Origin of the sequence: Streptomyces sp. NPDC047061, assembly GCF_040643955.1 — a bacterium.
Classification (GTDB): domain Bacteria; phylum Actinomycetota; class Actinomycetes; order Streptomycetales; family Streptomycetaceae; genus Streptomyces.
In genome coordinates, this window is record NZ_JBEYVI010000001.1 from 119,524 (window position 1) to 133,881 (window position 14,358).

Annotated in this window: 11 protein-coding genes; 3 read left to right on the forward strand and 8 right to left on the reverse strand. The window is 69.9% G+C overall.

Annotation, left to right across the window (positions count from 1 at the left end):
* Positions 1-176: 176 nt before the first annotated feature.
* Complete coding sequence (locus ABZ887_RS00510) at positions 177-1,391, reverse strand: cytochrome P450 (protein WP_361281260.1); 1,215 nt, start codon at positions 1,389-1,391, stop codon at positions 177-179.
* Positions 1,392-1,702: 311 nt separating this feature from the next.
* On the opposite strand from ABZ887_RS00510, the gene ABZ887_RS00515 reads away from it, so the two are divergent.
* Together ABZ887_RS00515 and ABZ887_RS00520 are read left to right on the forward strand one after the other, a co-directional pair.
* Positions 1,703-2,641, forward strand: a complete 939-nt coding sequence (locus ABZ887_RS00515) for a helix-turn-helix domain-containing protein (RefSeq protein WP_361281262.1) — start codon at positions 1,703-1,705, stop codon at positions 2,639-2,641.
* A 143-nt stretch (positions 2,642-2,784) separates the two neighbouring features.
* The gene (locus ABZ887_RS00520; RefSeq protein ID WP_361281264.1) at positions 2,785-3,795 is read left to right on the forward strand and encodes a carbon-nitrogen hydrolase family protein; all 1,011 of its coding nucleotides are present in this window, start codon (positions 2,785-2,787) and stop codon (positions 3,793-3,795) included.
* A 242-nt stretch (positions 3,796-4,037) separates the two neighbouring features.
* Here the strand turns inward: ABZ887_RS00520 and ABZ887_RS00525 are convergent, their stop codons facing one another.
* On the reverse strand, positions 4,038-5,144 hold the full coding sequence (locus ABZ887_RS00525; RefSeq protein ID WP_361281266.1) for an alkene reductase: 1,107 nt from the start codon (positions 5,142-5,144) through the stop codon (positions 4,038-4,040).
* A 156-nt stretch (positions 5,145-5,300) separates the two neighbouring features.
* Positions 5,301-6,887, reverse strand: a complete 1,587-nt coding sequence (gene iaaH / locus ABZ887_RS00530; protein ID WP_361281268.1) for an indoleacetamide hydrolase — start codon at positions 6,885-6,887, stop codon at positions 5,301-5,303.
* A 202-nt stretch (positions 6,888-7,089) separates the two neighbouring features.
* Here iaaH and ABZ887_RS00535 point away from each other — a divergent pair, with 202 nt between their 5' ends.
* A complete protein-coding gene (locus ABZ887_RS00535; RefSeq protein ID WP_361281270.1) occupies positions 7,090-7,848 on the forward strand; it encodes a helix-turn-helix domain-containing protein in 759 nt (252 codons plus the stop codon).
* A 213-nt stretch (positions 7,849-8,061) separates the two neighbouring features.
* Here ABZ887_RS00535 and hpaD read toward each other — a convergent pair whose 3' ends face one another.
* From hpaD to hpaB, 5 genes are read right to left on the reverse strand one after another with little or no spacing between them, the layout of a single operon-like run.
* Complete coding sequence (gene hpaD / locus ABZ887_RS00540) at positions 8,062-9,066, reverse strand: 3,4-dihydroxyphenylacetate 2,3-dioxygenase (protein ID WP_361281273.1); 1,005 nt, start codon at positions 9,064-9,066, stop codon at positions 8,062-8,064.
* A complete protein-coding gene (hpaE, locus tag ABZ887_RS00545) occupies positions 9,063-10,547 on the reverse strand; it encodes a 5-carboxymethyl-2-hydroxymuconate semialdehyde dehydrogenase (RefSeq protein ID WP_361281275.1) in 1,485 nt (494 codons plus the stop codon). The genes hpaD and hpaE overlap by 4 nt, the downstream gene beginning before the upstream one ends.
* Entirely contained in the window at positions 10,544-11,476 is a 933-nt protein-coding gene (dapA, locus tag ABZ887_RS00550; protein WP_361281277.1) for a 4-hydroxy-tetrahydrodipicolinate synthase, read from the reverse strand. The genes hpaE and dapA overlap by 4 nt, the downstream gene beginning before the upstream one ends.
* Positions 11,473-12,894 (reverse strand): fumarylacetoacetate hydrolase family protein, encoded by a 1,422-nt coding sequence (locus tag ABZ887_RS00555; RefSeq protein ID WP_361281279.1) that lies wholly within the window; start codon positions 12,892-12,894, stop codon positions 11,473-11,475. The genes dapA and ABZ887_RS00555 overlap by 4 nt, the downstream gene beginning before the upstream one ends.
* Positions 12,891-14,342, reverse strand: a complete 1,452-nt coding sequence (gene hpaB, locus ABZ887_RS00560) for a 4-hydroxyphenylacetate 3-monooxygenase, oxygenase component (RefSeq protein WP_361281281.1) — start codon at positions 14,340-14,342, stop codon at positions 12,891-12,893. Before hpaB ends, ABZ887_RS00555 begins: the two co-directional genes overlap by 4 nt.
* Positions 14,343-14,358 lie beyond the last annotated feature (16 nt).

The following is a 14,358-nucleotide window of genomic DNA, read 5'->3' on the forward strand; positions in this document are numbered from 1 at the left end:
CGGGCATCCAACGGCTTGGAGCCGACTGCACACGATCGGGGATCTGCTGCCTGGACTGCCCGAACGCGACCGGTTTCCCAGCGGATGACAGAGCTGCAACGGCATGAATGGTGGTTTTCCGTACGAGGCGGCGAAGAACGCCACCCCAGTGACGCGGCGCGGGTCAGAGGCTCTGGTCACCAAATGACAGGAACCCGGCCGACGACGTTGTTGAGCCGGTACGAGTCCATCGTGATGTCGTCGACGTCGACCGCCAGGCGCATCGTGGGGAAGCGCCGGAACAGCGCCGGGAAGACCAGCCGAAGTTCGGAGCGGGCGAGATTGGAGCCCAGGCATACGTACATGCCGTGTGCGAAGGCCAGGTGGGTGTTGGGCTTACGGTCCATCCTGAACTCGTGGGGATCCTCGAAGACGGCCGCGTCACGGTTGGCGGCGTCATTGGAGATCAGGACCAGGTCACCGCGGGCGATGGTGACCCCGCCGATCTCGACGTCCTCCTGCGCGTACCGCGGCAGGCCCAGCCCGAAGGCCGCGGACATCCGCAGCACCTCCTCCACCATGGCCTGCACCTGACCGTCGGGATCCTTGAGGAACTGGTCCCGTCGGCTCGGCTCGGCGAGCAGGAACATCACCCCGAGGTTGATCCGGGTCGAGGTCGTCTCGTGTCCGGCGAACAGCAGGCCTGCGGCCAGACGGCTCATCTCGCCGTCGGCGAAGGTCGGGTCCTTCTCCTGCATGGCCACGAAGTCGGAGATGACGTCTGTGGTCGGGTTCTTCCGCTTCTCGGCGGCGAGCGTCAGCATGTATGAGCTCAGTTCTCCCATCGCCACCCGGGCGTCCGCCGTGGAGCCGCCGAGCCGCTCCGACAGCCCGGTGAAGAAGTCACGGTCCTCGTAGGGCACTCCGATCAGCTCGCAGATGACCCTGACCGGGAGGTTGAACGCCAGCAGCTCGTGCAGGTCCACCGGCTCGCCGGGGTGGGCGTCGTGCGCGGCCTGCATGTCGTCCAGGCACTCGACGACCAGCTCCTCGATGCGGCCGGTCAGCAGCCGCATTCGGCGCGCGGAGAAGGCCGGTGCCAGCATGCCGCGCATGCGCTCGTGCCGGAACCGCTCGTTCTCCGGGTCCTGGGTCGGGCCGGCGGCCAGCGCGCCGTCGGTCACCCGGGAAGCCTTCTCCGGCTCCGGGTGCGACCGCACGAACCGGGCGTCGGCGTATATCTGCCTCGCCTCCTGGTACGAGGTCACGAGCCATGCGGGGTCACCCACCGGCGTGGTGACCCGGGCGACCGGCCTCTCCCGGCGCAGGGCCTCGTACGACAGGGAGACATCAAGCGCGTTGGGTCGGTCAAACGGCAGTTGGGGGGCAGCGGAGTCGCTAGTGGCGGTCATGCGCCTTCCTCGGCTTCGTGGTGGGGGATGCGAGGGGTGCTGGGAGTGTCGGAGAGGCTCGTCGTCGGGCAAGCCGAGCGCACCCTTGTTCCTCAGCACTCGAAGAACATGGGCAATGCCGAACCGCACCTGTGATTACCCTGGCCTGGCCCGCTCCCGCTGCCGTCCTTTAGGTTCAGGCACTTCGGCTACCGAAGATGCGGTATGCCCGACCCACGACCTACCACGGATCCAGTAGGGAACCGGCTTCAGGACAGAATCACCGCTGGCGTATTGACGCCGGCGAAACATTTCGGGCAGACAATGGGGTTATGGGAACCCTGGTCGCTCGAAGTGCCGACGAATGGGCCCAGGTCATCACCGAAAGCTTTGTGCCCTTGTCGCTCGGCTCGGTGTCCGGGTCCTTCCGTGGTTTCGTGCGGTCCAGCCGCCTGGGGCCTTCTGCCACCCTCACCGAGGTCCGCACCCTCGGGTCGTCCGTCGTGCTGCGCTCGGCCCGCCTCGTACGCACCGAGCCGCGCGACGACTGTCTGTTCTCCCTCCACCTCGACGGCACGGGCGTGGTCGTGCAGGACGGGAGGGAAGCCGGGCTGGCGTGTGGTGGTGGGGCGTTGTACGACGCCTCCCGGCAGTACGAACTGCGCTTCCCGACCGACACGCGGCAACTGGTGCTGCAGATGCCACGCGAGCAGTTGCGCGACCGGGTGGGGCGCGTGGAGGACATGTGCGGACGGGCGCTTCCGGCCCGCCATCCCACGGTCCGGGTCCTGGCAGCGTATGTACGGGAGCTGGCTGTGGCTTCCGACGGTCTCACCGGTGACCAGCGGGCCGAGCTGGGGGTGACAGCCGTCGACCTGCTGGCCACGGCGCTGCGCGCGGTGGCCGGGAGCGGTGACGCCCTGCCCGCCGGGAGGGCCGCCGTGCTGGCCTCGATGAAGGCGTACGTCCGTGACCACCTGGCCGATCCCCGGCTGAGCCCAGAGGAACTCGCCCGCCATCACGGAGTGTCCCCGCGCTACACCGCCGAGCTGTTCGCCGGCGACGGGACCTCGCCCGCCGCGTTCGTCCGAGCCGAGCGGCTGCGTGCCGCGTACCACCTCCTGTCCGATCCCCGGTACGCGGGCCTGACGGTGTCCGCGGTCGCCGCCCGCTGTGGCTTCTCCGACCGCACCACGTTCACCCGTGCCTTCGTGCGCACCTACGGCCGTACGCCGGCCGAGACACGGGCAGGACAGGCCCGCGAGTTCTGAGTCCTCGCAGAGGCCCCGGGTCTCGCCCACGGGGACGACTGCCGGAAACGCCGCACCCCCGTGCGCACAACGCCGCAAGGGGCGACCCTGCGATCCCTACCGTCGGGGCACACCACGCAACGCCCACCCGACAGGAGGCCGCAGTGCCGACCACCTACCGTGTCGCCGCAGTCCAGGCCGAGCCCGTGTGGCTCGACGTCGACGCCACCGTCGAGAAGACGATCGGCCTCATCGAGGACGCCGCGGCCCAGGATGTGTCCCTGGTCGCCTTCCCGGAGACCTGGATCCCCGGCTACCCCCTGTTCCTGTGGCTCGGCACGGTCGCCGGCCAGATGCCGTATATCGCCCGCTACCACGCCAACTCGCCAACGGTGGACAGCGGTCACCTCACGGCGATCCGCCAGGCCGCCCGGCGTACCGGAGTCACGGTCGCCCTCGGCTACAGCGAGAAGGACCACGGCAGCCTCTACATGGCCCAGACCCTCATCGGACCCGACGGCGGAGTGCTGCTGCACCGCCGCAAGCTCAAGCCCACCCACGTCGAGCGCAGTCTCTTCGGCGAGAGCGACGGCAGCCACCTCAAGGTCGTCGACACCCCCCTCGGCAGGCTCGGCGCTCTCAACTGCTGGGAACACCTCCAGCCGCTCACCAAGTACGCGATGTACGCGCAGCACGAGCAGGTCCATGTCGCGTCCTGGCCGGCTTTCGGCCTCTACCGGGGCGTCGCCTACTCGCTCAGCGCGGAGGCGAACATGGCCGCCACCCAGACCTACGCCCTGGAGGGAGGCTGTTTCGTGCTTGCCCCGACCCAGGTCATCAGCGAGCGCGGCATCGAGGTCTTCGCGACGACGGACGAGCAGCGTGCCCTGGTCACCGCCGGTGTCGGCAGCTCCCGTATCTTCGGCCCCGACGGCACGCCCCTGGGTAAGCCCCTGGACGAGCACGCCGAGGGTCTCCTCGTCGCCGACATCGACCTTTCCCTGATCGACTTGGCCAAGAACGCCGCCGACCCGGCCGGGCACTACGCCAAGGCGGACGCCACCCGGCTGCTGCACGACGACCGGCCCAAGTCGGCGGTCGTCCGTCCCGGAGAGCAGGCTGGCCCGTACTTCCCCGACCTGGACGAGCCCGTTGTCAGTGAGGTTGTCGGCTGATCTGGTCCGCGCCGAGAAGGGCGACCTGCCAGGACCGGTCCGGCACGCCCGACAGCGGTCCCGGACCGGACCTTGCGCATGGCGAGATTCGGGGCGAGCCAGAACGGTGGCAGGTATCCGAGCGTAGTGGACAGCCGCAGGACCTCTTCGTGCAGCGCGATGTTGTACGGAGCGGTCGTACGACGGACGGCGGGGTCGTCGGACATTCGTCCGGCGACCCCGCCCTGTGTTCGGTCGTCCCGCTACGCGTCAGCCAGCTCCTCAAGCGTCGGGTAGTCGATGTACCCCTTGTCGCCCTCGGTGTAGAAGGTGGCGTGGTCGGGTTCGGCGAGGGGGACGCCGGCCGCGATCCTGGCGGGCAGGTCCGGGTTGGCGATGTAGGCGCGGCCGAACGCCACGGCATCCGCGTGTCCCTGTGCGACGACCGCCTCGGCCGACGCCCCGTCGTGGCCGCCGGCGGAGATGATGTTGCCGGAGAAGTGCTCTCGCGCCCAGGCGGAGTCGATCGCGTCGGCGGCTCGGGCGGCCGCCGCCGCACCCGAGATGCCGGGCTCGACGAGGTGCAGATAGGCGATGCCCGCCTCGTCGAGAAGCTTGAAGACATGGGCGAAGAGGGCCTGCGGGTCCGAGTCGGCCATCTCCTGGTAGGGGCTGGCGGGAGAGAGGCGGACGCCCACCCGGTCGGCGCCGATCTCGGCCGACACCTCCCGGACGACCTCCTGCAGCAGACGTGCCCGATTGGGGATGCTGCCGCCGTAGCGGTCCGTCCTCTTGTTGGCGTTGTCCTGGAGGAACTGGTCGATGAGGTAGCCGTTCGCCGCGTGGATCTCGACGCCGTCGAGACCCGCCCGGCGTGCGTTGGCCGCGGCGCGGGCGTACTGCGCCACGATCACCGGGATCTCCAGGGTCTCCAGCGGTCGCGGGACGACGTACGGGACCCGTCCGTCGCGGGCGAAGGTGACGCCGTCGATCGCGAGAGCCGAGGGGCCCACCGGCAGCTGTTCGCCGGGCTGCAGTGTCGGGTGGGAGGCGCGGCCGGTGTGCCACAGCTGGGCGACCATGGTGCCGCCCGCCGCGTGCACGGCGTCGGCGATCCGTGCCCAGGACTCCGTCTGCTCGTCGGTCCAGAGGCCCGGCACCCGCGGGTTGCCGATGGCGACGGGCGAGATGCACACGCCTTCGGAGACGATGAGGCCGGCCGAGGCGCGCTGGCTGTAGTAGGTGGGCGCGGACTCCGGCATGGAGGCATCGGGAAGGGCGCGGCTGCGGGTCATCGGCGCCATCACGTACTGGTTGCGGAGCTGCAGGGCTCCGAGGGAGATCGGGTCGTGAAGGGAGCGGTCTGCCATCTTCTCTGCTCCTGAAAGGGGGTCCGTGGGGTGCGGGATACGGTGGGCGCCTGGCCGCGTTAAACGAACAAGCGCTTGTAAGCTAACGCGAAGCGCACACTCCGGGCAAGAGTGGGCGCTTTGAAATACGTACGATCGTTTGCTTAGGTTGGCTGGTCAGACTCGCGGGGCCGGTGCCGGGCCCAGGATCTTCTCCAGAGCCATGCCGATCGCGAGCAGCCGCCGGTCGCTGCCGACCGGACCTTCGAGGCTGAGCCCCACCGGCAGCCCCGACTTCGCCATGCCGCCCGGCACGACCAGTCCCGGCATGCCGACGCAGGAGCCCGGCGCTGTGTTGCGGATGCTCGTGGTGAAGGTGTCGACCTGCGGGCCGCCGTCGACGGACATGGTGCCTGAGCCGTTCACCGGGTCGATCGGCGAGGGAAGCACCGGTGCGGTCGGGAAGAGCAGCGCGTCGACCCCCTGACGGGCGAAGTAGCCGCCCACCAGCCGCTGGATCTCGGGTCGGTGGACGTTCATGGCGTCGGGATACGCACTCGCGTAGTCGTCGGCGAGCACGCTCTGGAAGACCTTGTGGACGTCGGGGCTGGCGGTCTCGGCCGCGATGTCCCGCATCGTCACGTTCCGCGCCCCGCTGTCGCTCAGGTAGCGGGGGATGTCGATGTGCGCCTCGTGCAGGGCCACGGGGAAGATGATCTCGTTCGACAGGTCGAAGAGGCCGGGCAGGTCGACCTCGACCAACTCGACGCCCGCCCGGGCGAGTTGACTCTTCGCCGCCCGGCCCACCTCGTCGACGGCGTGTTCAAGGCCCTTCCACAGCACGGGCGGCACGCCCAGACGCAGGCCTTCCGGGCGAGCCGCCCGGACCCGGCATGCTCCGGTGACGACGGAGTCCAGGAGGGCTACGTCGGCGACGGTTCGGCCGATGGGGCCGACCGTGTCCAGCGTGTGGCTCAACGGCAGTACGCCCTGGCCGCTGTAGCGGCGCTGACGTCCTCCGTTGCCGACGCTGGGGCGCAGACCGACGACACCGTTGAAGGCGGCGGGAAGCCGGACCGATGAGCCCGTGTCGGTGCCGAGCCCCGCCGGGACGATGCGCGCCGCGATCGCCGCGGCCGTACCGCCCGAGGAACCGCCCGGGATCCGGTCACGGTCGTAGGGGTTCCGCGCGAAGCCGGCGAAGGGGCTGAAGTTGGTGTTGGTCACGCCCAGGGCGAGCTCGTGCATGTTCGCCTTGCCGAGGACGACGGCTCCCGCGTCGAGCAGCCGCCGCAGCACCGGCGCGTCGTCGTTCGGGCGGAAACGGGCGAGCGCCGGGGTCGCGCCCGTCGTGCGCAGGAGCCGGGTGTTGATGTTGTCCTTCACCAGAAGGGGGAGGCCGGCCAAGGGCCCCAGCCGCTTGCCCGCGCGGCGTGCGGCATCGATCCGCCCGGCCGCGGCCAGCGCACCCCGGTGGTCGAGGGTGATGACCAGGCGCAGGTCTTCCAGTGCTTCCGCCCGCTCCAGCAGCGTCCTGACGTAGACCACGGCGCTCAGCCTGCCCGCGGCTATGGCTTCGACCGCGTCGGTGGCGGTCAGGTGGAGTTGCTCCGTACAGCCCATGGTCCCGGGTCTGCCGGTGGAACGGGTCTGCGCGTGCACAGGGCTCGCGGCGGCCAGGCCGAGGGAAGCCGTGACGGGGAGGGCCGCTCCGGCGGCCAGGACCCGGCGTCGGGGTACGGCAGGGTGCGAAGACGAGGTCATTCCGGGGTCCGTTCGGAGTGATTACAGGTGGGTGCGCCGACGGTGCCTTTCGGCGGGGGCCGGGGGGAGGGGCCGTACCGATATCCGGGACGGTGTCGTGAGAAGTTGCGTCCCGGCAATAAGTCCGAAACCGGGCACGACGAAGTCACCGTCACAGCGCCTCGCCGGCAGGTTCACCGCGGGCCGGTGGTAGCTTCCCTCTGTGTCGTTCACCGGGGATTCGACCGGGATTTCATCCGCGGAGCGCATACCCCTCTCGCAGACCTTGGACCGGGGACTGACGGTTCTGGAGACCATCGCCGCCTCCGCCGCTCCCGTGAGTCTGGCTGTGCTGGCGGCGGAGCTCGGTCTTCCCAAGTCGGTCGTGCACCGGCTCGTCGCGACCCTGTGCGACCACCACCTCGTCACGTCCACCCGCGACGGGTATGCCCTCGGCCCGGGCGCCCAGCTCCTCGGCCGCCGCACTCTGCCGATGCTTCAGCGGATCGCTCGCCCGGAGGTGGGCCGGCTCGCCTCTGCCGTCGGACTCACCGCCTTCTTCGAGGTACGGGACGCGGACCGCGGGATCATCCTGGTGTCCGTCGAGATGCGCAGCGCCCACTCGAACGCGGTCTACGAGGTCGGGGACGAGCATCTCCTGACCCGCGGGGCGCCGGGCCTCGCGATCCTCTCCTGCGACCCTCCGACCGCCGACGAGCGGCCGGAGGTGGCGCGGGCGCGCGCCCAGGGCTACTGCGTCACCCGTGGGGAGGTCGTTCCGGGGCAGACCGTGCTGGCCGCTCCCGTCACCGCCGCCGACGGGAGAGCCGTCGGCGCCGTAGCCGTCGCCTTCCGCGACGAACCCGTCCGCCCCGCACACCTGCGCGAGGTGCTCGCCTCGGCGCGCACCCTGACGGAACGTGCCCGTGCCGCGCAGGCAGCGGGCACCGTGCTGCCGGGTGGCGGGGCAGCGCCGAGGTAGGGGTGTCCAGTGGATGGCGCACGCACCTGTGAGTGAGGCGGCATGCGGATGCAGCGACAGGAAGAGGGTCGCTGGAAAGCAGGTCGCCGCCCTCACCCTGTATCGCAGTCTGGTACGACGCCTTTCCGTCGAGGATCTGCCAACCGGGCTGCCGCGTGTCACGCCAGGCAGCTGAGGGAGACCGTGACACGCGCCCGGCGTCTGCGGAGCCGGTCAGCCCAGGCCGTCCGCGCCCACTCGAACGGCGGACTCGTCCAGGAGCGCGTCGGAGACGGGCAGCGGCTTTCCGGCGAGGCCGAGGACGGGGGTGGCCTCCTTGTACCAGGACTCGATGACGGCGTTGCCCCAGAAGTCGCGGCGGCGGTCGTCGTGGACGCTCCAGCGATACGTCTCATGGTCAGGGTCGCCGGTGTAGTAGTCGGAGGTGTAGATCTCCACCCGGTGGCCGTCGGGGTCCCGGAGATACAGGTAGAAGGCGTTGGAGACGCCGTGCCGGCCGGGGCCGCGTTCGATGTGGTCCTGGTGCTTGTTCAGCGCACCGAGGATGTCGGCGACCCGAAGCACCTGGTGGGACTCGTGGGTGGCCACTCCGAGGTGGTGCAGGCGCGGGCCCGCGCCGCCGGTGAAGGCGACGTCGTGGACGGTCTGCTTGCGGTACATCCAGGCCGCGTACAGCTCGTGTTCGTCGCCCTCGATGGTCTCCGAGCAGCCGAAGCCGAGGGACTTGTAGTGGGCGTAGGCGGCCGGGATGTCGGGGGTGCAGATGTTGAAGTGGTCCAGGCGCGCGATCTGGGCGCCGCGGTGGAGGTCGAAGCGTTGGATGAGGCGCTCCGCGCGGTCGATGTCGTGGAAGAACTCCACCGGGAAGCCCAGCGGGTCGATCACCCGGACGGCGTCGCCGACGCCGGGGGTGCCTTGCCCGCGCGGCACGCGGCGCACGGGCCGGCCGAGCTCGGTGAAGAACTTCTCCGCCCTGTCGACGTCCTCGGGGGTGCGGACGCGGTAGGAGATGTGGTCGAGGGCCGCGATGTCGCCCTTGCGCAACACCAGGGAATGGTGGGTGAGTTCGTCGGTGCCGCGCAGGCAGAGGGTGCCGGCGTCCTCGTACTGGATGTGGAAGCCGAGCGTGTCCACCCAGAACCAGCGGGCGGCGCCGAGGTCGGTGACGGAGAGCTGGGCGTAGGCCGAGCGGACGACGTCAGGTGCCTGGGTGCTCATGAGGCGGCTCCGAAGCGGGGAGTGTGGACATCGCCGAGGGCGACATGGACGATCTTCGACTCGGTGTAGAAGTCGATGGAGTGGGCACCGCCCTCGCGGCCGACCCCGGAGGCCTTGACACCACCGAAGGGGGTGCGCAGGTCCCGGATGTTGTGCGAGTTGATCCAGATCATGCCGGACTCGACGGCGTGTGCGATGCGGTGGCCGCGCTTGAGGTCCGAGGTCCAGATGTAGGCGGCCAGGCCGTACCGGGTGGCGTTGGCGAGTTCGACGGCCTCGGACTCGTCGTCGAAGGGCCCTACGGCCACGACGGGGCCGAAGATCTCCTCCTGGAAGATACGGGCGTCGCGCTCGACATCGGCGAAGACGGTCGGCTGAAGGTAGTTGCCCTCGGCCAGGTGGTCCGGGCGGGTGCCGCCGGCGACCAGGCGGGCCTCCTTCCTGCCGATCTCGACGTAATTGAGCACGCGCCGATAGTGCTCGGGGTGGACGAGAGCGCCGACCTCGGTGGCAGGGTCGGACGGGAGGCCCACCCGGACCCGCTCGGCCCGCTCGGCGAGACGGCGGGTGAACTCCTCGTACAGCGGCCGCTCGACCAGCACCCGCGAACCGGCCGTGCAGCGTTCGCCGTTGAGGGAGAACACGCCGAACACCACCGAATCCAGGGCGGCTTCGAGGTCGGCGTCGGCGAAGACGACCACGGGTGACTTGCCGCCGAGCTCCATCGAGGTGGTCTTCAGGTGCTGGGCGGAGGAGCGGATGATGTGGCGGCCGGTGTCGGTGGAGCCGGTGAACGAGATCAGCGGCACGTCGGGATGGTCGACCAGCGCCTGGCCGGCCTCCTCTCCGATGCCGTGCACGATGTTGACCACCCCGGCCGGCACACCCGCCTCGGCGAAGATCGCCGGCCACAGCGAGGCGGACAGCGGTGTCCACTCAGCGGGCTTCAGGACGAGGCTGCAACCGGCGGCCAGCGCGGGCGCGAGCTTCCAACTCTCCAGCATGAACGGGGTGTTCCACGGCGTGATCAGCCCGGCGACGCCGACGGGGGAGCGCACGACGTACGAGAACTGATCCTCGCCCTGCCGGAAGGCCTCCTCACCGAGGGCGACGATGACGTCGGCGAAGTAACGGAAGTTCTCCGCCGCCCGCCTGGCCTGGCCCTTCGCCTGAGTGATCGGCAGTCCGGAGTCGTACGACTCGAAGGCGGCCAGCCGGTCGTGGTGGGCCTCGACGGCGTCGGCGATGCGGTTCAGGACGTTGGTGCGCGCCCGGTTGGACAGCCCGGACCACTCCGGGAAGGCGGCACGGGCGGCGGCCACCGCTCGGTCGATGTCCGCCGCCGAGCCACGCGCCGCCTGTGCGTAGGCGGTGTTGGAGACCGGATCGGCGACGTCGAAGGTACGGCCGTCGGCGGCGTCGACGAGTTCGCCGTCGATCCAGTGCCGGATGACGGAGGGCAGATTCTCGGGTGCGGTCACCGGTCGGCTCCGATCTGTGTGGTGAGGTTGCCGCCCTCGGCGAGCAGCGCGCGGATCTTCGTCAGCCCCTGCTCGGTAGGCGGCACCAGCGGCGGGCGGACGAAGTCCGAAGAGATACGGCCCTGTTGGGCGAGGACCCACTTGGCGGGCGCCGGGTTCGTCTCCACGAACAGCAGGTCCACCAGCGGGTGCAGGCGGTAGTGAAGGTCACGGGCGGCGTCGAAGTCGCCCACTTCCCACAGCTCGTACATGCGCGCCACCGCGTTCGGGGCGAGGTTGGCGACGGCCGACACGAACCCGGCCCCGCCGAGTGCCAGCAGCGGCAGGCACAGCAGCTCGATGCCCGACCACACCAGCAACGACCGCCCGCAGGCGTGCAGCACGCGGGAGAAGTGCTCGAAGTCCTTCGTCGTCTCCTTGACCCCGACGAAGTTGTCGAAGTCGGTGAACAGCCGCTTCACCGTCTCCGGCGCGATGTCCACAGCCGTGCGGGAGGGCACGTTGTAGGCGACGATCGGCAGGTCCGGGAACTCCCGGGCCACCGTCGCGTACCACTGGTAGAGGGCCTCCTGCGTCGGCCGCGCGTAGTACGGCGTGATGACGAGCGCGGCATCGGCGCCCAGGTCCTTCGCCGCGGCGGTCATCTCCAGGGTCTCGTCGAGCTTGTGCGAGCCGGTGCCGGGCAGAAACGGCACCCGGTCGCGGATCTCCTCGACGGCGGTGCGCATCCCGGCGATCCGTTCGGCGACGCTCTGCGCGCTCGGCTCGCCGGTCGATCCGCCGAGCGAGATGCCGTGCGAGCCGGACTCCAGCTGGTACCGGATCAGGCCGCGCAGGCTGTCGTGGTCGACGGCGCCGTCCGCGGTGAACGGCGTGACGACGGGGGCAATGGAGCCCCGGATGACGGACGGGTCGCTGCGGAACTTCACTGAGACTCTCCCTTGCACCAGTTCTCGTAGGCGTCCCGCCAGACCGGACCCAGCGGATACAGACCGTCGACGCCCGTGCCCGCGGCCACCTGTTCGGCGATGAAGCGCTCCTGGCGCTCCTGTTCCCTGCTGTCCGCCACCAGCTCCTCGGCGAGGTCGGGCGGTACGACGACCACGCCGTCGGCGTCTCCGACGATCAGGTCACCGGGCTGCACCAGCGCTCCGCCGCACCCGATGGGCACGCCGCTGTCCCAGGGGACGTGGCGGCGGCCGAGGACGGACGGGTGAGCGCCGGCGGCGTACACCGGGAGACCCAGTTCAGCGATCGCGCGGCTGTCCCGGACCGCGCCGTCGGTGACGACTCCGGCCGCGCCCCGCTTCAGCGCCCGCAGGGCGAGGATGTCGCCGAGGGTGCCGGCGGTCGGGTCACGACGGGCGTCCATGACGAGGACGTGGCCCGGACGTAGTTCCTCGATGGCCCGCTTCTGGGCGTTCATGCCGGTTCCGTAGCGCTTGAACATGTCCTCGCGCAGTGGCAGATAGCGCAGGGTGTGGGCGACGCCGACCAAGCCGGCCTCTCCGACGGGCCGGACATCGTCGATGGACATGTGCGGCAGGCCGCGTCCCCGCATCTGCGAGCTCAGGGTCGCCACCGCCACGGACTTCAACCCCGCTTCCAGCGCCGGATCCAGCAGCGGGAAGTCCGTTCCGTACGCGGCCCGGCGCTCGGCCGGATCGGACTCGGGCATCGCCCCGAACGGCTCCAGAGCGGGCCCGGCGGAGATCGGGTTGCGCAGCCGCCCGGTCGACAGCTCGCCGCCGGTCACCTCCACTTCGACCAGGTCGCCGGGCTCGACGACCGAGGCGCCCATCGGGGTCCCGGTCAGGATCACGTCGCCGGTTTCCAGCGTCATCAGGCGTGACAGGTCGGCCACCAGCTGCCCGAACGGGAACAGCAGGGTGTCCGTGGTGTCGTCCTGGACCACCTCACCGTTCACCCAGGTGCGCAACCGCAGCGCGGCCGGGTCGAGTTCACGTGCGTCGAGCAGCCGCGGGCCGATCGGCGTGAAGCCGTCGCCGCCCTTGGAACGGAGGTTGGAGCCGCGGTCGGCGTAGCGAAGGTCGTACAGGCCGGCGTCGTTGGCGGCGGTCACCCAGCGGACGTACGACCACCCGTCCTCGGGTGTCACATGCCGGGCGCGCGAGCCGATGACGAGCGCGATCTCGCCCTCGAAACCGAGGAGTTCGCAGCCCTCCGGCCTGACGATCGCCTCCTTTGTGCCGGACAGGGACGACGGCGGCTTGAGGAAGTACGAGGGCTGGGACGGGACGCGCCCCCGTTCGCGGGCGCGGCTCGGGTAGTTCAGGTGGACCGCGATGACCTTGGACGGCGGATTTCCCAGCGGGTGCGTCATCATGCACGCTCCAGGAACGCCCGCACCTTGGCCTTGTACGGCTCACGGTCGTACGAGTTCAGGTAGGCGCCGGCCATGCGCACCGGGTCGCCGAAGAAGTAGTACTCGTACAGCGCCTGGCGGCCGGAGAAGGCGGAGATGCAGGTGTCCCACACGAGTCGGAACAGCTTCACCCGCTGGGGACCGCTCAGGGTCGCCGACTGGAGGTAGGTCTCGATGTCCTCGGCCCCAGGACCGTTGATGTCGAGTTCGGTGGGGGTGGCCATCAGGCCGGATGCGCCGAGCTTGCGCAGGATCTCCGGGAAGCGCTGGTAGAGCTTCGGGTAGAGGTTGCGGGCGGTGTTGAGGGGCGCGAAGGCCGGGGTGAGGACGCCGTACTCGTTGATCTCCGCGTCGGCCTCGGCGGCCCGCAGGAAGGCACGCAGGGTCTCCAGCGTCGTGATGATCTCGGCGATGTCCTGCTGTACATGCTGGAACTGCTCGATGCCGATGGCCTCGGTGAGCAGTGAGACCAGGCCCAGGACGTACTCGGTCTTCGCCGTGGTCCGAGTGACGACCTGGTGGGTCATGTGGTTGACGGAGCCGGTCTGGGCGTAGAAGCCGTTGCACAACTCGGCGTCGCCCAGCACGAAGCAGCGCTCGTAAGGGACATGGACGTCGTCGAAGACCACCACGCAGTCCGACTCCTCGAAGCGGGAGGCGAGCGGGTGGTCGTGGCGAGGGCGGTCGTAGTCGAGCGGTTCGCGCGCGATGTAGCGCAGGCCCGGGGTGTCGTTCGGGATGGCGAAGGCGTACGAGTACGGCTTGTCCTCCGGGGTGCCGCGCAGCACCGTCGAGGGGAAGACCAGCATCTCGTCGGCGAACGGGGCGATCGTCGCGAGCATGCGCGCGCCCCGGATCACGACCCCGTTGTCGTCCTCCTTCACGATCCGCGCCGAGAGCTTGCCACCTGCCTGCTGAGTGGCCGCCACCGAGCGGTTGATCTGCGGCGGGATCAGCGTGTGGGTGCACAGCAGGTCCTCTTCACGGACCTTCTCGTAGTAGCGGCGGATGTTCTCGCCGAAGGCCGGGTTCGCCTGGGCGAACCAGTCGGCAGCGGAGGCCAGCGCCATCAGCGAGCTGTTCATGTAGTCGCCGGTACGTCCCAGCATCCCGTTGCTGTGGTCGGCCCATACCTTGAACGCCTCCCGGCGCTTTACCAGGTCGTTCGAGGTCTTCGGAGTGAGGAAGGAGGTGCCGACGGGCTCGCCCGAGGTGGGGGAGGCGTAGGTGAGGGTGTCCTTGTGCTCGTCGCTGTGCTGCATGTCGTACAGCTCGGCGTACGTCTTCACCACGTTGCGGAAGGCCGGGTGTTCCTGGACGCCGCCCGTGATGGTCTCGCCCTGGATGTGGACCGTGGGGCGGGAGGCGGAGAGGCGTTCGAGGTATTCCTTGCCGGTGCGTGCGGCCATGTGCGTGCTCCTGAAT